General features: G+C 66.8%; 19 protein-coding genes and 1 pseudogene. 10 read left to right on the top strand and 10 right to left on the bottom strand.

Annotation, left to right across the window (positions count from 1 at the left end; genetic code table 11):
* Positions 1-76: 76 nt before the first annotated feature.
* Together ACXAGF_RS04910 and ACXAGF_RS04905 are read right to left on the bottom strand one after the other, a co-directional pair.
* Positions 77-898, bottom strand: a complete 822-nt coding sequence (locus tag ACXAGF_RS04910) for a DsbA family protein (protein ID WP_475014935.1) — start codon at positions 896-898, stop codon at positions 77-79.
* Between the two features lie 112 nt (positions 899-1010).
* Positions 1011-1529, bottom strand: coding sequence for a DUF721 domain-containing protein (locus ACXAGF_RS04905; protein ID WP_475014933.1), 519 nt, complete (start codon positions 1527-1529; stop codon positions 1011-1013).
* 107 nt (positions 1530-1636) lie between these two features.
* On the opposite strand from ACXAGF_RS04905, the gene mutY reads away from it, so the two are divergent.
* Together mutY and ACXAGF_RS04895 are read left to right on the top strand one after the other, a co-directional pair.
* Positions 1637-2752 carry an A/G-specific adenine glycosylase gene (mutY, locus tag ACXAGF_RS04900; RefSeq protein WP_475014931.1) on the top strand — a complete coding sequence of 372 codons (1116 nt, stop codon included), beginning with the start codon at positions 1637-1639 and terminating at the stop codon, positions 2750-2752.
* Positions 2749-3363 carry an HAD family hydrolase gene (locus ACXAGF_RS04895; RefSeq protein ID WP_475014929.1) on the top strand — a complete coding sequence of 205 codons (615 nt, stop codon included), beginning with the start codon at positions 2749-2751 and terminating at the stop codon, positions 3361-3363. The genes mutY and ACXAGF_RS04895 overlap by 4 nt, the downstream gene beginning before the upstream one ends.
* Before the next feature lie 318 nt (positions 3364-3681).
* Here the strand turns inward: ACXAGF_RS04895 and ACXAGF_RS04890 are convergent, their stop codons facing one another.
* From ACXAGF_RS04890 to ACXAGF_RS04875, 4 genes and pseudogenes are all read right to left on the bottom strand, one after another.
* On the bottom strand, positions 3682-3873 hold the full coding sequence (locus ACXAGF_RS04890; protein ID WP_475014928.1) for a hypothetical protein: 192 nt from the start codon (positions 3871-3873) through the stop codon (positions 3682-3684).
* Between the two features lie 295 nt (positions 3874-4168).
* The gene (locus ACXAGF_RS04885) at positions 4169-5296 is read right to left on the bottom strand and encodes a DNA methyltransferase (RefSeq protein WP_475014926.1); all 1128 of its coding nucleotides are present in this window, start codon (positions 5294-5296) and stop codon (positions 4169-4171) included.
* 191 nt (positions 5297-5487) lie between these two features.
* Positions 5488-5841, bottom strand: a pseudogene (locus tag ACXAGF_RS04880) (antibiotic biosynthesis monooxygenase family protein).
* On the bottom strand, positions 5838-6167 hold the full coding sequence (locus tag ACXAGF_RS04875; RefSeq protein ID WP_475014924.1) for an NIPSNAP family protein: 330 nt from the start codon (positions 6165-6167) through the stop codon (positions 5838-5840). Before ACXAGF_RS04875 ends, ACXAGF_RS04880 begins: the two are co-directional and overlap by 4 nt.
* A 75-nt stretch (positions 6168-6242) precedes the next feature.
* On the opposite strand from ACXAGF_RS04875, the gene ACXAGF_RS04870 reads away from it, so the two are divergent.
* Positions 6243-6947: an ArsR/SmtB family transcription factor gene (locus ACXAGF_RS04870; protein ID WP_475014922.1), complete on the top strand. Its 705-nt coding sequence runs from the start codon at positions 6243-6245 to the stop codon at positions 6945-6947.
* Here the strand turns inward: ACXAGF_RS04870 and ACXAGF_RS04865 are convergent.
* Entirely contained in the window at positions 6877-7386 is a 510-nt protein-coding gene (locus ACXAGF_RS04865) for a DUF1284 domain-containing protein (RefSeq protein WP_475014921.1), read from the bottom strand. The two genes, ACXAGF_RS04870 and ACXAGF_RS04865, sit on opposite strands and share 71 nt — an antisense overlap.
* A 231-nt stretch (positions 7387-7617) precedes the next feature.
* On the opposite strand from ACXAGF_RS04865, the gene ACXAGF_RS04860 reads away from it, so the two are divergent.
* Complete coding sequence (locus tag ACXAGF_RS04860; RefSeq protein WP_475014919.1) at positions 7618-8307, top strand: HAD family hydrolase; 690 nt, start codon at positions 7618-7620, stop codon at positions 8305-8307.
* Positions 8308-8320: 13 nt separating this feature from the next.
* Here ACXAGF_RS04860 and ACXAGF_RS04855 read toward each other — a convergent pair whose 3' ends face one another.
* Complete coding sequence (locus ACXAGF_RS04855; protein ID WP_475014917.1) at positions 8321-9247, bottom strand: diacylglycerol/lipid kinase family protein; 927 nt, start codon at positions 9245-9247, stop codon at positions 8321-8323.
* A 75-nt stretch (positions 9248-9322) separates the two neighbouring features.
* A complete protein-coding gene (locus tag ACXAGF_RS04850; RefSeq protein WP_475014916.1) occupies positions 9323-9871 on the bottom strand; it encodes a hypothetical protein in 549 nt (182 codons plus the stop codon).
* A 367-nt stretch (positions 9872-10238) separates the two neighbouring features.
* On the opposite strand from ACXAGF_RS04850, the gene thrC reads away from it, so the two are divergent.
* The 4 genes from thrC (at position 10239) to ACXAGF_RS04830 (ending at position 16636) form a co-directional block, all read left to right on the top strand.
* Positions 10239-11636, top strand: coding sequence for a threonine synthase (thrC, locus tag ACXAGF_RS04845; RefSeq protein ID WP_475014915.1), 1398 nt, complete (start codon positions 10239-10241; stop codon positions 11634-11636).
* 20 nt (positions 11637-11656) lie between these two features.
* On the top strand, positions 11657-12952 hold the full coding sequence (locus tag ACXAGF_RS04840) for a M16 family metallopeptidase (RefSeq protein ID WP_475014912.1): 1296 nt from the start codon (positions 11657-11659) through the stop codon (positions 12950-12952).
* 113 nt (positions 12953-13065) lie between these two features.
* Entirely contained in the window at positions 13066-13716 is a 651-nt protein-coding gene (locus tag ACXAGF_RS04835) for a GNAT family N-acetyltransferase (protein ID WP_475014910.1), read from the top strand.
* Positions 13717-13723: 7 nt separating this feature from the next.
* A complete protein-coding gene (locus ACXAGF_RS04830; protein ID WP_475014908.1) occupies positions 13724-16636 on the top strand; it encodes an EAL domain-containing protein in 2913 nt (970 codons plus the stop codon).
* Positions 16637-16705: 69 nt separating this feature from the next.
* Here the strand turns inward: ACXAGF_RS04830 and ACXAGF_RS04825 are convergent, their stop codons facing one another.
* Positions 16706-17314 (bottom strand): YqgE/AlgH family protein, encoded by a 609-nt coding sequence (locus ACXAGF_RS04825; protein WP_475014906.1) that lies wholly within the window; start codon positions 17312-17314, stop codon positions 16706-16708.
* Positions 17315-17505: 191 nt separating this feature from the next.
* On the opposite strand from ACXAGF_RS04825, the gene ACXAGF_RS04820 reads away from it, so the two are divergent.
* Both ACXAGF_RS04820 and ACXAGF_RS04815 read left to right on the top strand, forming a co-directional pair.
* Positions 17506-18333 (top strand): protein-disulfide reductase DsbD domain-containing protein, encoded by an 828-nt coding sequence (locus tag ACXAGF_RS04820; RefSeq protein ID WP_475014904.1) that lies wholly within the window; start codon positions 17506-17508, stop codon positions 18331-18333.
* 68 nt (positions 18334-18401) lie between these two features.
* Positions 18402-18887, top strand: a complete 486-nt coding sequence (locus ACXAGF_RS04815) for a redoxin family protein (protein ID WP_475014902.1) — start codon at positions 18402-18404, stop codon at positions 18885-18887.
* Positions 18888-18916 lie beyond the last annotated feature (29 nt).

Here is an 18916-nt window from a genome sequence, read left to right as displayed (position 1 = left end):
ACTCCCCTCCTCTGCCATCACCAACAAAGCGGGCGCGCGGCTTTCGCCGGCGCCCGCGATGCGTGCGACGTCGCGATCAAAGCTTGCTGTCGATAAGGGCCGACATGGTGTCAACCGACATGTCTCCGGAATAGCGCTGGCCGTTGATCAGGAAGGTCGGCGTCGATGCGATGCCGAATTCCTTGGCACCGCGCTCGCGTACCGCGTTCACATCATCGAGAAGTTTCTGGTTCGTCAAGCACTGCTCGAAGCTCTCCTGTGTAAAACCGGCGAGTTTCGACATCTGCAGGAGCGCCTCCCGGCCATTTTCCGCCGCCGCCCACTGCTCCTGCTGCTTGAACAACATTGAGACCATCGGGAAGAACTGTTCCGGCGGAGCGCAACGCGCCAGCATGATGGCTGCGGCAGCGCGCGGATCGAACGGGAACTCGCGCAGGATGAAGCGCACCTTGCCGCTGTCGACATACTTGGTCTTGATCGCCTCGAAGGTGTTGTTGTGGAAGGCGGCGCAATGCGGGCAGGTCATCGACATGTACTCGACGATCGTCACGGGCGCGTTCGCATCCCCGATCACCATGTCCGGCAGCGGGCCGGGTTCGAGCACCTTGGCCATGTCGACGTCGCCATCGGCCTCGGGCAGGTCGACCTTGGCGGCCGCCGGCGGCGACGCCTCGGCGGCAGGCGCCTGGGCGGTCTCGGTCGAAGCCGCGGGCGCCTCGGCAGCACCGGCCGCGGCGGGTGCGGCAGGCTCGGCCGCAGCCGTTTCGGTCTGGTCGGTTTCCGGAGCCTTGGCGGTCTCCGTCTTCTCGTCGCTGCAGGCGGCTAGCGTGACAACCAGGGCCGCAACGGCGACGCCGCCCAAAAGACGCTTCGCAAGGCTCAATTCGGAAAGGGACATGGTCTCTCCTGTGGGACAAAGAAAAAGTCGTTTCGGCAGACCGGATATACCGGCTTCATGGCGCGAACAAGCACCGCCAATACCGTGTTCTTCAAAGATTTGTGACCGCAAATCAGCGCCGCGGCGACCTCTGCCTGCCGAGCACGGCGGTGCCGAGGCGCTTCAGCGCCGCCCGCAGCGCATCGTCCTCGATGTCCGCGGTCAGCTGGTCGAGGTGGCGCGCCGCCTCCCCCGTCAGCGGCCGCGGCGGGCCGCGACGCCGGACCGGCGGCGAGACGGGCTTCTGCACGATCCTGACCTGGCGGATCGCGGGAAAGCCGAAGAAGCCATTGATGCGCTGGATCAACTCACCCTGCTGGTGGGACAGGAACAGCGCGCGCGAGCCCTCGCACGCGATCGTCAGCACGCCCGGCTGATGGCCGCCATCCTCGCCCGCCATCTCTGCGGCGCGGCGCGGCCAGGTGATCTTCTCCGGCCGGCTGCAGTCGGCAAAGGCATGGCCGGCGATCTCGTCCCAGGAGCCGAGCAGCATCGTGTTGATTCCCGCGCGCCGGGCCAGCACCGGATCGATCAGGTCGTTGGCCACCTCGCTGATCTGCTGGGCTCCCTTGCGGAACGGTCTGGAACTCACGATGCACATACTCCGGCGGATGCGACCTTTCCCTCCGGCAAAAAATGCCTTGAAGAAAGGGCCTTGCTCGGCCAGTTATACGCATCCTTACCGCATCCAGGCAAATCATGACGAAAGCGCACAGAGCGGCAGACCCGTCCAGCCAGGTGCTCGCCTGGTACGACCGGCACCATCGCGACCTGCCCTGGCGCGTATCGCCGACCATGGCGGCGCGCGGCATCCGGCCCGATCCCTATCGCGTATGGCTGTCGGAGGTCATGCTGCAGCAGACGACCGTGCAGGCGGTGAAGGCCTATTTCGCCCGTTTCACCGCAACCTGGCCGACGGTGACCGCCCTTGCCGGCGCCGACACCGAGGACGTGATGAAGGCCTGGGCCGGGCTCGGCTACTATGCCCGCGCCCGCAACCTGAAGAAATGCGCCGAGACCGTCGCCTTCGCCCATGACGGCCGCTTCCCCGACACCGAGGACGGGCTGAAGGCGCTGCCGGGGATCGGCGACTACACGGCCGCGGCGATCGCCGCAATCGCCTTCGACCGGCCGGCGGCGGTGCTCGACGGCAATGTCGAGCGGGTGATCTCGCGGTTCCATGCCGTCGATGCCCCCCTGCCCGGCGCCAAGGCACAGATGCGCGCGCTGGTGGCGGCGATGACGCCCGCCCGCCGGCCCGGCGATTTCGCCCAGGCGATGATGGATCTCGGTGCGACCATCTGCACGCCGAAGCGCCCGGCCTGCGCGCTCTGTCCGCTGAACGCGGACTGCCGCGCGCTCGCCGGCGACGATCCCGAGCGCTTCCCGGTCAAGGCGGCGCGGAAGGACAAGCCGGTGCGGCTCGGCGCGGCCTTCGTCGCCAGCGACGAAGGCGGTGCGGTGTTCCTGCGCAAGCGACCCGGCCATGGCCTGCTTGGCGGCATGACCGAGGTCCCGAACAGCGGCTGGACCGCCCGTCGAGACGGCGCGACCGATGCGCAGGCTGCACCTTTTTCCGCGGCCTGGCAGAGCTGCGGCACCGTCGTCCACGTCTTCACGCATTTCGAGCTCCGCCTGACGGTCTTCCGCGCCACGGTCGGCCGCGCCGCGGCGGACGGGCCGGGATGGTGGGAACCGAACGAAACGCTGGGCGAGCAGGCGCTGCCCAGCGTCATGAAGAAGGTCATCCAGCAGGCGCTGCCGCAGGCGTTGCAGTCGCGCGCGCTCCCAACAGAAAAGGCAAGTATCCCATGAGCCGCAACATCCGCCACATCGTCTTCGACATCGGGCGCGTGCTAATCCACTACGATCCGCAGATCCCCTTCTCGCGCCTGATCCCGGACGAAGCCGAGCGCAGCTGGTTCTTCGCCAATGTCTGCACCCATGACTGGAACCTCGAACAGGATCGCGGCCGCAAATGGGAGGACGCCGAGGCGCTCCTGATCGACCAGTTCCCGCAGCACCAGGCAAACATCCTCGCCTTCCGCAAGTGCTGGCACGAAATGGTCTCGCACGCCTACACCGACAGCGTCGCGGTAATGGAAGGACTGGTCGCCGGTGGCCACGACGTCACCATGCTGACCAACTTCGCCGCCGACACCTTCAGCGAGGCGCGCAGGCTCTACCCGTTCCTGAACACGCCGCGCGGCGTCACGGTGTCGGGCGAAATCGGGCTGATCAAGCCGGACCTTGCGATCTACCAGAAGCACGCACGCGACTTCGCCCTCGACCCGGCGCACACGCTCTTCATCGACGACAGCGAAAAGAACGTCGAGGGTGCCCGCGCGGCCGGCTGGAACGCGGTGCTGTTCGTCGATGCCGGCAAGCTGCGGGATGACCTTGCCGTGCACGGCATCGCCGTCTGAATTGCAGGCCCGGCGCAAAAGGAAACGCCCGAAGCCGGTGACGGCTTCGGGCGTTCGCGCCTGCCCGGGACTGAAGGAACTAAACCGGAGGCGGGTCGCGTTGCAGCCGGTTCAGGGAGCCCGCTGCATCGGTTGACGGCACCATAGGACCCGGACGGTTAACAGCCCTTGAACAGAACCCACCCCAAGTTCGAATTTGGCCAATATTCGCAACTGCTTGCAGGGCGCATCGGCACGGCGCGCAGCATCGACGTTCTCGACCGGAAACTGGGAAATGCAGCCCGGGGTCGGGCTGGTGAGGGGCACTCGCGCGCCTGGCTAGACGCGTGAGCGGTTGTTGGGACGGTTGATGTTCATTTGCAATTCGTGAACGGATGCGAAACGACCCAGGATCTTGATCAATCGCTTCTCCTCCGCGCGGTGAATGCCGGCCTTGCGGCAATATTCCGCAACGTCCCAGACGTGCTTGGCCTGGTCCTGATCGAGATGCCTGCTGTCGATATGCCTCATGATCGCCTCCCACTGACACGGTACAACGCTATCCAGCGCCTCAGGGCTTGCCGCCACGCGCTGGCGTGGCCGGCATCAGTATGCTCGCATGTGCATTCTCAATGAGATCATAGGCTTGCGGCTTTGTCCACGTCTGCGTCCGGCGGTGCGGCCCGGCTGGCGCGTACAATCTGAACGTTGCTCAGTTTTGGGCGAATGCCGCCAGCGGTTGAGGTACGCCCCTCAACTGCCGCGCCCCCCGGCGCAGGGAGCGCCGGAGGTCGCGACAGGAGGCATGCCTTGCTTCGGACCAGCTCTAGTCGAGCTTGGCCATGTCTCGGCGGATGACGGCGCGGAGCGCGTCGATCGGCTTCAGTTCCTGACCCTCGGCATAGTGCCAGAAGGTCCAGCCGTTGCAGGCGTCAAGGCCCTGGACCCTGGCTCCGACCCGATGGATCGAGCCTGCGTCGGCGCCGGCGGCGAGCGTGCCGTCGGCACGCACGATCGCACTGTAGCGGCGCTTGGCATCGGTCAGCACCGTGCCGGGGGCGATCAGGCCGCTTTCGATCAGCGTGTTGAAGGCGACGCGCGGCTCGGCCTTCTTGCCGCTCATGACCGTCAGCGTCTGCTTGCCGAGCGGCTCGACCGCCTGAATGCGGGCAAGCGCCGCGTCGATATAGTCCTGCTCGCGCTCGATGCCGACGAAGTGGCGGCCAAGGCGCTTGGCGACCGCGCCGGTCGTGCCGGAGCCGAAGAAGGGGTCGAGCACGACGTCACCCGGCCTGGTCGAGGCCATGATGACGCGGGCGAGCAGCGCCTCCGGCTTCTGCGTCGGATGGATCTTCTTGCCGTCGGCATCCTTCAGGCGCTCGCCGCCGGAGCAGATCGGGAACAGCCAGTCGGAGCGCATCTGCACGTCGTCATTGGCAGCCTTCATCGCATCGTAGTTGAAGGTATAGCCCTTCGCCTTCGGGTCTCGGCTGGCCCAGATCATCGTCTCGTGCGCGTTCTGGAAGCGCCGCCCCTTGAAATTCGGCATCGGGTTGGTCTTGCGCCAGACGACGTCGTTGAGGATCCAGAAGTTCAGATCCTGCAGCGTGGCGCCGACGCGGAAGATGTTGTGGTAGGAGCCGATCACCCAGATCGTGCCGTTCGGCTTGAGCACGCGGCGGCAGGCGAGCAGCCAGGCGCGGGTGAAGGCGTCGTAGGCCTCGAACGAGGCGAACTGGTCCCATTCGTCGTCGACGGCGTCGACCAGCGACTGGTCGGGCCGGTGCAGCGTGCCGCCGAGTTGGAGATTGTAGGGCGGATCGGCGAAGATCACGTCGACCGACTGGTCGGGCAAGGCCTCGAGGGCGGCGACGCAGTCGCCCTTGATGATCGTGTCGATCCAGCCATTGGCACGGACCGAACGGGCTTCGGCAAGCGAAAGAACATGGGGCATGAGATACTCGCTGATACGCTGACGCGGATACGAACTTGCTGGCCCCTATGGTTACCGAAGATGGTTACCGAAGGGTGAAGGCTTTCCAAGAAGTCCGCAACCGACGCTCTCCCTGCAATCCCTGCCCACCGGGCCGGGCGTCCATTGTCGCTCTACCGGCGGCATGCCGCCAGCGGCAATCGGCGCGCCGCCTAGGTTCGAACGTCATGCACCGCGCGGCTGTCCTGCGGCGCCTCGTCCCGGTCGAACATGCCGTAGTCGCGCAGGACCGAGACGACGCGCAGGCGATAGTCGGCGAAAACACCGCCGCGGCCGGCCTGTTGTGCAGCGCGGTGCTCGACGCCGTTGCGTCAGGCCCTGACCGCTTCCTCGTCGCGCCAGAACGACAGCGACAGGATCTTTCCCCGCACCGAAAGGCTTTCGAACCGCTCGATCGACAGGAAGCCGTCGATCTCGCCGAGGCGGGCGTTCAGGCCGGCGGCAAGATTGAGGTAGACGTCGCGCCGGCCGGGCGCCGGTGCCACCTCGAAGATCACGGCGATCATGGCGTCACCGTTACGGCGTGCGGCGCCGAGAGGTTCTTCAGGAACAGCCGGTCCTCCCTCAGGATGAACCGCTCCTGTCCGGCCAGGCGATAATTCTCCGCGCCGAGCGGATCGGATGCCAGCCGGGCCCGGTAGGCCTCGTACGCGGCCAGGCTCTCGATGTTGTAGACGCCATAGGCCGTCGTCGCCGACCCCTCGTGCGGGCCGAAATAGCCGATGAGGTCGGCGCCGTTGCGCGGGATCGCCTGCCCCCAGGCGCGGGCATAGGCGGCGAACGCGTCCTTCTTGAACGGATCGATCTCGTAGCGGATGAAGCAGGTGATCATGGGGCTCTCCCGATGTTGCCGACGGCACAGGGATGCCATATTGCGCGGCGCCTATGCTTCGACTACGATCGAACCATGAAGGAAGGTCCGGACATCGCCCAGATCGGCGCGCTCATCGGCGACCCCGCCCGTGCCAACATGCTGACCGCGCTGATGGGCGGCCGCGCGCTGACGGCCACGGAGCTGGCGGGGGTGGCCGGCGTCACGCTGCCGACGGCAAGTTCGCACCTGGCGAAGCTCGAAGCCGGCGGGCTCGTCAGCCAGCGCAAGCAGGGACGCCATCGCTATTTCGCGCTGGCCGACGACGAGGTCGGGCTGCTGCTCGAGGGGCTGATGGGGTTTGCCGCGACCCGGGGCCTGCTGCGGTCCCGGCCGGGTCCCAGGGAGCCGGCGCTTCGCAAGGCGCGCGTCTGCTACAATCATCTTGCCGGCGATTTCGGCGTGCGGATGTTCGACCGCCTGGTGGCCGACGGCCATGTCGAACTCGATGGCGACGACGTGGCGCTGACGGCGGCGGGCGAAGCGAAAATGGCCGGTATCGGCATCGACATCCCGGCGCTGAAGAGCCAGCGGCGGCCGGTCTGCCGCACCTGCCTCGACTGGAGCGAACGCCGCTCGCACCTTGCAGGCTCGCTCGGCGAGGCGCTGCTGGCGCATTTCACCGCCAAGGGCTGGGCGCGGCGAACCGCCGACAGCCGTGCGATCCATTTCACGCCGGCGGGCGAGCGCGCCTTCTTCGAGCTGTTCCCGCTCCCCGAGGCTCGCCGGGTTCGCCCGTGACAGGGGCCGCCCCGACCAGCACGTCGGGAAAGCCGTGCTCGGCCACGCGGGTGCAGAGGCCGGACCACTGGCATCCACCGCAGGCCGCCCGCACCTGGCCGGCCCGGAAGGCGGCGCGCAGCCGCTCGAGCAGGGCGCCATCCGGCACGATGGTGAGCGCGGGGCCGACCGGACCACCGATCAGATCCGCCAGGGCCTCGGCGGCCTGCCGGTCGCGCAGCGCCACGCCCTCGCCGTGACAGTGGGGATCGCAAAGGGGATCGGGGTCGGAAAGCAGCGGTGCGCAGATGTCGTCCGGGCCCTCGACCACCTCGATGTCCTCGCCGGCCGACAGACGACCGGCCAGGGCCTTGTAGTTTGCGACGAAGGCGGCGTTGTAGCCCCTGCCGACGAAGGTCAGCATGCAGAGCAGATGGTGTGGCCGCAGCCGCACGGTCACGGCCGCTTCCCCACGGAAAGGATCGTCGCACCGGCACGGCGAACGCCGCGGGGGTGCCTGTTGCCCTGACTGTTTGCCATGGCCTAGTGATAGAGGGCCCGTCCGTCCCTGTCGATAGCCCAATGACGGCCGAGGTTGAGCTTTGCGGCCCGATCGTATACATGGCCCCGAGCCCAATGCGTCCGCCCCAGTTGCCGGCGTCGCCATGCCCTCCTTCAAGGAAAAGCAGATATGGATGGTTTCGACCTCATCATCTTCGATTGCGACGGCGTTCTGGTCGATTCCGAGATCATCGCCGCCGAAGTGGAATCCCGGCTCCTGACCGAGGCGGGCTATCCGATCGGCGTCGAGGAAATGGGCGAGCGCTTCGCCGGCATGACCTGGCAGAACATCCTGCTGACGATCGAGCGCGAGGCCTCGATCCCGCTGTCGGCCTCGCTGCTGGAAAAGTCCGAGAAGCTCCTCGACGCCCGGCTCGCGAGCGAGGTCACGATCATTGACGGCGTGAAGCTGGCGCTGTCGCGGCTGCGACGGCCCTATTGCATCTGCTCCAACTCGGCCTCGCACCGGCTCGACATGATGCTGACGAAGGTTGGGCTGAAGGAGGTTTTCACACCGCACATCTTCTCCGCCAAGAACCTCGGCCCGGATCGCGTCAAGCCGAAGCCGGACATCTTCCTGCACGCGGCCCAGCAGTTCGGCGCCGATCCGGCGCGGGCGCTGGTGATTGAGGATTCGGTGCACGGCATCCACGGCGCGCGCGCGGCGGGCATGCGCGTCGTCGGCTTCACCGGCGCTTCGCATACCTATCCCTCGCATGCCGACCGGCTGACGGACGCGGGCGCGGAGACGGTGATCTCGCGCATGAGCGACCTGCCGGGCGTTATCGCCGCACTGGCCGAGTGGCAGGAAGCGATCTGAACCGCCGGCGCGGCTAGCGCGGCATCTTCAGCGACAGGCCGGCGGGGATCACCTCGATCCGCAGCGGCAGCACGCCGGGCGTCTCGCCGTCGCACTCCACCATCGCCCGATTGGCAGGCTCCCCGCCCGAGGGCAGGACCGTAAGCGATCGCACGCTTCGGCTCCAGACCATCGGCCGGCCGAGGTGCCGGCCGGAGTAGACGGTGTTCATCAGCGCAAGCAGCCGCGGCTTCCAGGCCGCACGGATGGCGACGACCTCGAGCAGCCCGTCGTCGATCGACGCCCCGGGCGCAATCCGCATCCCGCCGCCGAACCAGCCGCCGTTCGCCACCGCCACGAGCAGGATGCGTTCGCGCACGTCCTGCCCGTCGTCGAGCTGCAGCACGACCTCCTGGAAGCGATAGCGCAGCATCGCGCGGATCGAGTGGAAGAGAAACAGCGCCTTGCCGCCGATCGCACCGCGCCGGCTCTCGTTGACCGCCGACGCGGTCGGCCCGGAGACGCCGAGGCTGGCGACATTGACGAAATGACGGCGGATCGTCCGCCCGTCGGGCGACCGGCACTCGAGCCGGCCGACATCGACGGTCCGGATCTCGGCCGTGGCGATCGCCCGCAGCCTCTCGTCCATGTCGGCCGGAATCGCGAAATTGCGGGCGAAATCGCTCCCCGTTCCGACCGGTACGAAGGCGAGGCAGACGTGCGGCCGGCTCGAGGACAGGATTCCCTCTGCCGCATCACTGATGGTGCCGTCGCCGCCGGCGGCGATCACCAGTTCGGCGCCACCATCGGCGAAGGCGCGCGCGATCGCGGCCGCCTCGCCTGGCCCCTTGGTCTCGCGGATCTCCGCCGCCGGAAAATGCCTGGAAAAGGCCGCGAGCGCCCGCAGCCTGCCGGTCGCCCCTCGCCCGGAGACCGGATTGACGATGATGCCTGTCTTCACCTGCCACTCCCCCGCCCCTTCGTTCCACAGAACGGGGCGGGCGGCAAGGGGCCGCCGCGGGGCGAAGGCGGCTCGTCAGCGCGTGTCGTAGGGGCCTTCGTCGAAGCCGACGTAGATCTTGGCGAAGGAGCCGGCGCCGCCGGGGATGACGACGTTTGCATCGGTGAAGACATACTGGGCGGTGCCCGCCGACGGAATGTCGACATTGAACTTCGTCAGCGTCGAATAGAGCGTGCTGTCGCCGTCCGTCGCCGCCACCCGGATCGGCAGACTGACCGTTCCCGCCGAACCGGCCGGCCCGGAGACGACCCGGCCCTGCGCCATGACGGTGACCTTCAACGAATCCGCGGTCTGCACGCACTGGCGCGTGGTCGCGGCCAGGGTCGCCTGATAAAGCACCTGCTGCGGATCGTCCTTGGCGCCCTTGGCATAGGCGCGGTGTACCGCGGTGCCGTCGCGCAGATAGACCTGCGGGCAGGCGCCCTGGATCACCGGCTGCTGGGCCGAGGCCTGCTGCGCGCCGGAGCTGGCGCCGAGACCGGCACCCTTGTCCGTCTGGCTGCAGCCGGCGAGGACGGCGAGAAGGGAAATGCCCAGAAGGCGGCGGCCAATCTTACCAATCACGTATGTCTTACCCCTGCATTCGGACCAACGTGCCTGCTTCGACACACAAAAAACGGGCCTTTCTAGACCCTCGCGGATGCTCTATAGCAGCGGTGCGGCGAAAAATCGATTGTCCAGCGCAGACCTTCCACTTTTTGCTGTATCCGCTCGCAGGACGGAGACGCAACGGCGAAGGACATGGCGTGCCATCGCTTGCCGCAAGCAGAACCGGGCACCCCCGCGGGACCCGGACCAGTCTCTCACGAGGCGGCAACCATCGCCGCCGAACCGGAAGGAAGTTTCGTGACCGCGCCCCGAGCCGACATGGCCTCCTGCACACGAGCGCTCCTTCGCACCAGTCTTCGGTTCAATTTTCAGGGATGATGACGTGAAGTACATTTCGACGCGGGGCGAGGCCCCTTCCCTCGGATTCTGCGACGCGCTGCTCGCCGGCCTTGCCAGCGACGGCGGCCTCTACGTGCCGCAGGAATGGCCGACCTTCACGAAGAAGCAGATCCGGGCGATGCGCGGCATGAGCTATCAGGAGGTCGCCTTCGCCGTTCTGTCGCCCTTCGTCGGCCGGGAGATCGACGACAAGACCCTGCAGGCGATGATCGATGAGGCCTATGCCACCTTCCGCCACCCCGCCATCGCGCCGATGGTGCAGACCGGCGCGAACGACTTCATCCTCGAGCTGTTCCACGGCACGACGCTCGCCTTCAAGGACGTGGCGATGCAACTGCTGGCGCGGCTGATGGACCACGTGCTGGCGACGCGCGGCCAGCGCGCGACGATCGTCGGCGCCACCTCCGGCGACACCGGCGGCGCTGCAATCGATGCCTTTGCCGGTCGCGAGCGCACCGATATCTTCATCCTGTTCCCGCACGGCAAGGTCTCGCCGGTGCAACAGCGGCAGATGACCACCTCGAGCGCGAACAACGTCCATGCGATCGCGGTGAAGGGCAATTTCGACGATTGCCAGAGCCTCGTGAAGGCGATGTTCAACGACAAGGCCTTTCGCGACCGGATGCAGCTGTCCGGGGTCAACTCGATCAACTGGGCGCGCATCATGGCCCAGATCGTCTACTACTTCACCAGCGCCATCGCGCTCGGCGCGCCCGACCGGAAGGTCTCGTATACCGTGCCGACCGGCAACTTCGGCGACATCTTCGCCGGTTTCGTCGCCAAGCGCATGGGCCTGCCGATCGATCGGCTGGTGATTGCCACCAACGACAACGACATCCTTGCCCGCGCGCTGAAGACCGGCCGCTACGAGATGCGCGCGGTCGTCGCCACCAGCTCGCCGTCGATGGACATCCAGATCTCCTCCAACTTCGAGCGCCTGCTGTTCGAGGCCTGCGGGCGCGACCCGGCGGAGATCCGCTCGCTGATGGCGGGCCTGACGCAGTCCGGTTCCTTCAGCATCGGCGACAAGGCGCTGAAGGCGATCCGCAAGGAGTTCCGCGCCGGTCGCGCCACGCAGAAGCAGGTGGCCAAGACGATTGCCGAAACACTTGAAAGGACCGGGTATCTTCTCGATCCGCACACGGCCACCGGCGTCTTCGTCGCAGCGAAGCACACCCGCCCGGCGAGCCCGATGGTGACGCTGGCGACCGCCCACCCCGCCAAGTTCCCCGCCGCCGTAAAATCGGCCAGCGGTATTGACCCGGCGCTTCCGTCGTGGCTTGCTGGCATGATGCAAAGGGAGGAGCGGTTCGAAATCCTGGATCCGGAACTTGGCATTGTGGAAGCCTTCATCGGCGAGCACTCCCGCATTCGGGGTTAGCGATCGCAGAAAGTCGGAAAATGAAAGTTGAGTGCACCAGGCTGCCGTCGGGCCTGACGGTCGTCACCGAGAACATGCCGCATCTCGAAAGCGTCGCCCTTGGCGTATGGATCAAGTCGGGCTCGCGGAACGAAACGACCGACGAACACGGCATCGCCCACCTGCTCGAGCACATGGCCTTCAAGGGCACCGCCCGCCGCTCGGCGCGGCAGATCGCGGAGGAGATCGAAAACGTCGGCGGCGAGGTCAACGCCGCGACGTCGACCGAAACGACCTCCTACTACGCCCGCGTGCTGAAGGACCACGTCCCGCTGGCGATCGACATCCTCGCCGACATCCTGACGGAATCGGTCTTCGACGAGGACGAACTCAATCGCGAAAAGCACGTCATCCTGCAGGAGATCGGCGCGGCCAACGACACGCCCGACGATGTCGTCTTCGACAGGTTCTCGGAAGTCGCCTATCGCGATCAGACGATCGGCCGCGCCATCCTCGGCACGCCGCAGACCGTGCTGTCCTTCCGGCCCGACCAGATTCGCGCCTATCTCGGCCGCAACTACACCACCGACCGGATGTTCGTGGTTGCCGCCGGCGCCGTCGACCACGACGCGTTCGTGCGCGACGCGGAGAGACGCTTCGCCCGCCTGCCGCAAACACCCTCGGCCACGCCGGTTCTCGAAGCTGCCCGCTACACCGGCGGCGACGTGCGCCAGACGCGCGATCTGATGGACGCGCAGTTGCTGCTCGGCTTCGAGGGCAAGGCCTACCACGCGCGCGACTTCTACTGCTCGCAGATCCTCGCCAACATCCTCGGCGGCGGGATGTCCTCGCGGCTGTTCCAGGAGGTGCGCGAGCACCGCGGCCTCTGTTATTCGGTCTATGCCTTCCATTGGGGCTTTTCCGACACCGGCATCTTCGGCATCCATGCCGCCACCGGCGGCGAGAACCTGCCGGAACTCATGCCCGTCCTGATCGACGAGCTGCGCAAGTCCGCCGACCGGATCGACGAGCAGGAGATCGATCGCGCCCGCGCGCAGATCCGCGCCCAACTGCTGATGGGCCAGGAGAGCCCTGCGGCCCGCGCCGGTCAGATCGCACGGCAGATGATGCTCTATGGCCGCCCGATCCCGAACGAGGAACTGATGGAGCGGCTGGCCGGCATCAACTCGGCACGGCTGACCGACCTTGCCGGCCGGCTGTTCTTCGACACCGCGCCGACGCTGTCGGCCATCGGCCCGCTGGACCAGCTGGCCTCCGCCGCCGACGTCGTCAACGCGCTTGCCCGCGGCAACGCGCCCCAGCGCGCGGCCGGCTAAATCCCGGTTTGACGGGGTCGCGGCCGCTGGCGTACAGTTTGCCGACGGCATGGCGAGGCGACCGTCATTGGACGAACCGGGAGCCTCCTGGCTGCCACGGCGGAGAGGCATAGATGGCGCGATCGGTGTTTCGGTTCCTGTCCAGACAGTCCGACTCCGTCGTGCTGGAAGACGAAACCCACCTGCTTCGCCTGCCCCGCTATTCCGACTATCGGCAGTGGTACGAGCTGCGTTCGGAAAGCCGACGCTTCCTCGAACCCTGGGAGCCAACCTGGCGCAACGACGAACTGTCCGAGAGCTCCTTCCGCGCGCGCGTGCTGCGCAACGAACAGGAGTTCACCAACGGCCAGGCGCTTCCGCTGTTCCTGTTCTACAAGCCGGAACAGCGGCTTCTGGGCGGTCTTACCATCGGCTATATCCGCCGCGGCGCGGCTCAATGCTGCATGATCGGTTACTGGATGGGGGAACGGCACGCCGGCCGCGGGCACATGCTGGCGGCGCTGAAGCTTTCGATCCCCTATATCTTTACGGGGCTTCAGTTGCACCGCATCGAGGCAGCCTGTATTCCAGAGAACGAGAGGAGCGTCCGTCTCCTTGAAAAGGCCGGCTTTCAACGCGAAGGCTACCTGAGAGAGTATTTGAAGATAAACGGGGAGTGGCGCGACCACGTGATGTATTCGCTGCTGGCGGGGGACAGAAGCCAGCCACGGGTGCAGGTCGCGCAGGAGAGAGGGGTGCGAGACCCCCAGACGACAGGAATCTAGCGTTTCAATGACCTTCCGTTCCGCGCCGACACTGCTGACCGTCAGCCGGGCGCTCGCCCTTATCCTCCTGACGGCGCTCTCGCTCGTCGGGCCGCTGATGGCATCCGCGCATGCCGTGGAACCGGTGCAGATTTCCCGTGACGACACCGCCCTCGACCTGACGGCGACGACCGAGATCTACACCGGTCGCGGCGAAGCGTTCCAGGTCTCGACCGCGCCGGGCACCGACGGCATCGTGCGCCGCATCGAGGTGCGTGCCTCCAATCCGACCCACGAGGGCGACTGGGCCGTGTTCGCGCTGGCCAACGTGTCCGAGGAGCAGATCGAGCGCGTCATCGTCGCGCCGCATTTCCGCATGGTGCGCTCGAAGATGTTCTGGCCGGACCTCGGCTCGCAACGCATCCTGTCGATCACGCCGAGCGAAGGCTTCGCGCTCGACCGGCAGCAAAGCGAGGAGGCGGACGTGTTCCGCATCACGCTGAACCCCGGCTCCGTTGTCACTTTCGTCGCCGAGCTCGCGACCCCCGACCTGCCGCAGATCTATCTCTGGGAGCCGGACGCCTACAAGGACACGGTCAACGCGTTCACGCTCTACCGTGGCATCGTGCTCGGCATCGCCGGGCTTCTCGCGGTGTTCCTGACCATCCTGTTCGTCGTCAAGGGGACCTCGATGCTGCCGGCGACGGCGGCCCTGGCCTGGGCGGTGCTCGGCTACATCTGCGTCGACTTCGGCTTCCTGTCCAAGCTGATCAGCATCACCGCCAACGACGAGCGGATCTGGCGCGCGGGGACCGAGGTGTCGCTGTCGGTCGGCCTCGTCGTCTTCCTCTTCACCTACCTCAATCTCAACCGCTGGCACGCGCACCTGTCCTACGCCACGCTCGCCTGGATCCTCGGCCTCGGGCTGCTGTTCGGCGTCGCGATCTACGACCCGCCGGTGGCGGCCGGCATCGCGCGGATCTCGTTCGCGCTGACCGCCTCCGCCGGCATCGTCCTGATCGCCTATCTCGGCTTCAACCGCTACGACCGGGCGATCCTGCTCGTGCCGGCCTGGCTGTTGATCCTCGTCTGGCTGTTCGGCGCCTGGATGACGGTGACCGGCAGGCTCGACAACGACATCATCCAGCCCGCGCTCGGCGGCGGGCTGGTCCTCATCGTCCTCCTGATCGGCTTCACGGTGATGCAGCACGCCTTTGCCGGCGGCGCCTACCAACAGGGCCTGTTCTCGGACCTGGAGCGGCAGTCGCTGGCGCTGACCGGCTCCGGCGACACGGTGTGGGACTGGGACGTGGCGCGCGACCGCGTCGTCACCATCCCCGACATCTCCGCCCAGCTCGGCCTGTCGCCCGGCGTCATGCACGGCCCCGCCCGCAACTGGCTGCCGCGGCTGCATCCCGACGACCGCGACCGCTTTCGCGCCACGCTCGACGTGCTGCTCGAGCACCGCCGCGGACGGCTGAACCACCAGTTCCGCGTCCGCGCCGAGGACGGGCACTACCACTGGCTCGCGATCCGCGCCCGGCCCGTGCTCGGCGCCACCGGCGAGATCATCCGCTGCGTCGGCACGATCGTCGACATCACCGAGCAGCGCAACTCCGTCGACCGGCTGCTGCAGGATGCCCTGCACGACAATCTCACCGGCCTGCCGAACCGGCAGGTGTTTCTCGACCGGCTGCAGTCGGTGCTATCGATCGCCGGCTCCGGCGAGGCGGTGCGGCCCACCGTGCTGGCCATCGACATCGATCGCTACAAGCAGGTCAACGACGCGCTCGGAATCGCCGCCGGCGACAACATCCTCGTCGCCCTGTCGCGGCGGCTGCGCCGCCTGCTCAAGCCGCAGGACACGCTGGCGCGGCTGTCCGGCGACCAGTTCGGGCTCATCCTCTTGTCGGAGCGCGACCCGGCCAAGGTGGCCGACTTCGCCGACGCGGTGAGCCAGGCGATCACCGTTCCGATCAATTTCGCCAATCGCGAGATCATCCTGACCGCGTCTATCGGCCTCGTCTCCTGGCTCGACCCGCAGCAGGACGCGGCCAGCCTGCTCAACGACGCCGAGCTCGCCATGTACCGGGCGAAGAAGGCCGGCGGCAATCGCGTCGAGCCGTTCCGCCCGGCCTTCCGCACCATGGGCACCGACCGGCTGCAGATGGAATCGGACCTGCGCCGCGCGATCGAGCGCAAGGAACTGTCGCTCGTCTACCAGCCGATCGTGCGGTTGGCGGACGCGGAGGTCGCCGGCTTCGAGGCGCTGATGCGCTGGGAGCACCCCAAGCGCGGCAGCATCTCGCCGGAGGAGTTCATCCCGGTCGCCGAACAGACCGGCCTGATCAGCCAGCTCGGCGCCTTCGCCTTCGACAAGGCCGCCAGCGACCTGATGGACTGGCAGTTGCAGACCGGCGACCTGCCGATCTTCGTCTCCGTCAACCTTTCCAGCTCCCAGCTGCTCAACAACGAACTCTGCAACGAGGTGCGCGCCGTCCTCTCCAAGACGCGCTGCGAGCCGCACAAGCTGAAATTCGAACTGACCGAGTCGGTGGTGATGGAAAACGCCGAGCAGGCTCGGCTCGTGCTCGACAAGCTGCGCGAGTCAGGCCTCGGCCTGGCGCTCGACGATTTCGGTACCGGCCATTCCTCACTCGCCTACCTCACCCGCTTCCCCTTCGACACGATCAAGATCGACAAGGCGCTGGTGCGCGACAGCTCCGACAAGCGCACGGTGCTGCTGCGCTCGGTGATCTCGATGGCGCGCGAGATGGAGATGCAGGTCGTCGCCGAAGGCATCGAAACCGAGGAGGATGCAATCGAACTCGGCCGGATGGGATGCGAGTTCGGCCAGAGCTACCTGTTCGGGCCGCCAATCGGCTACGACTCGGCGCTGCGGCTGCTGAAGGAACGCTTCCCGCTGATGAAGCGGGCGTGAGGCGCATCACGCCGCAAAGCTGCGGGCGAGCCGATCCGCTATCGGTGCGAAGGTGACGCCGCAGGCGGGTCAGGCGTGACCGGCTTCCATCGACAGCATCGCCGGCGTCACGCCCATCAGGGCGAGCGCCCGGGCGTACTTGTCCTCGATCGCGGTGTCGAAGATCAGGTCTTCCGACGCCGGGCAGGTCAGCCAGCCATTCGCGGCAATCTCGTTTTCCAACTGCCCCGCCCCCCAGCCGGCATAGCCGAGCATCAGCATGCCGCGTCGCGGCCCCTCCCCGCGCGAGATCGCCCGGACGATGTCGAGCGTCGCCGTCAGGCTGATGTCGTCGCTGACGGGAATGCTGGATTCCGAGGTGTAGTCATCCGAGTGCAGCACGAAGCCGCGGCCGCTTTCGCAGGGGCCGCCCGCGCGGATCGGAAACTCGACGGTGTGCTCCGGCAGACGGATCGACTGGTCTTCGTCGACCAGTTGCAGGTGCAGGAGCACGTCGGTGAAGCTCATCTGCTGGGAACGATTGATGACGAACCCCATGGCGCCATCGTCCGAATGGGCGCAGATATAGACGACGGTGCGCTCGAAATTCTTGTCGAGCATGCCCGGCATGGCGATCAGGAAGTGACCGTCAAGGAAGCCGCGCTCTTTCTTCTTGTTGTCCAAAACCGACATCGCCATGGTGAGATAGCCTATCAATTCGCGGCCAAATGAAAAGCTCCATCTCGCCGCCGCTCGGCTCGTGCACGAACCGCAGAAACCCAACCCTCATATCTGAAATGGAGCGTCCCGGGCGTCGTTCAAGAGAATATGATCAAGAAATCGGAGGCGGCAGTGGAATGTCCCGAGGGGGAAGGATACAGCTTCCCTCCATGACAAGACTTCGCCTCGTCTCTCTCGCGCTCGCCGCGTTCCTCCTCGCTCCGACCCTGGCCGCGGCGGCCAGTTCGGAATGGTTCGAAACGCAGGGCGGACGAGTCCGGCTGATCGTGTTGCCGCAGCAACCCGACGGGCGGATCCCGGCACTACTGGAGGTCCGGCTCGAGCCCGGCTGGAAGACCTACTGGCGCGACCCCGGCGCGAGCGGCATTCCACCCTCTGTCCGGATCACGCAACCGGCTGGACTGGAACTGGAATCGATCCGGTTCCCCGTGCCGAAGCACTTCGACGACGGTGTCTCTCGCTATACCGGCTACGACCGCTCCGTTGTCTTTCCGCTGACGCTGCGGCGCGATGAAGCCGCGGCCGACGCCGGCGCGGTCACGGCCTCCGTCTTCCTTGGCGTGTGCCAGGACATCTGCATCCCGGTGCAGGCGGACCTCGTGGTCGACCTCGCGTCGAGCGCCGCCAGCAACCGGCTGGAACAGGCGATCGCCGCCCGTGCCGAGGCCGACCTGCCGGAGGCACCCGCGCCGGATTTCATGGTGACGAAGGCGTCCTGGGGCGACGATGGAAAGACGCTGTCCGTGACCTTCACCGCCCCGGAGACGGCGATGAGCGCGCCGCTGCGGGCGTTCGTTTCGGGCCCGGACGGTTTCCAGTTTGACGTCGCATCGGCACCGGTTCGCGAAGGCGACACCTATCGCGTCGACGCCCGCCTGCTGCGCAAGCCGAAGGCGGCGAGCCTTGCCGGCGCCACCATAATGTTCACCGCCGAAAGCGGCGGGCGGTCGATGGAGACGCCGCTTGCCATCGACTGACCACGCCCTATAGTCCGCGCCGACAGCCCGTGCAATCGGCACGGGCGCGGCAGAAAAGGAGAACGAACGTGACGATTGCCGTAGGAGAGAGACTGCCCGACCTGACTCTGAAGGAGCGCACCCCGGACGGCCCGGCGGATGTTTCCACCGGTGAGTTGTTCAAGGGAAAGCGCGTCGTGCTCTTCGCCGTTCCGGGCGCGTTCACGCCGACATGCTCGCTGAACCACCTGCCGGGCTACCTCGAGAACCGCGACGCGATACTTGGCAAGGGCATCGACGACATCGTCGTCGTCGCGGTCAACGACCATCACGTCATGGGCGCCTGGGCGAACGCGACGAATGCGGCCGGCAAGCTGCGCTTCATCGCCGACTGGAACGCTGCCTTCACCAAGGCGCTCGGCCTCGACGCCGACCTCTCGGCCGGCGGTCTCGGCCTGCGCTCGAAGCGCTATTCGATGCTGGTGGAGGACGGCGTGGTCAAGACGCTGAACGTCGAGGACAGCCCCGGCCAGGCGACGGTCTCGGGCGCCGCGGCGATGATCGCGCAGCTCTGACCTTTGACAGTCCGGTCCCGGGGTCTGCC

The sequence above is a fragment of the Mycoplana sp. ABR4_002 genome (genome assembly GCF_056159645.1).
The sequence above is the reverse complement of the archived record's forward strand: the minus strand, read 5'-3'. Positions and strand labels throughout refer to the sequence as shown.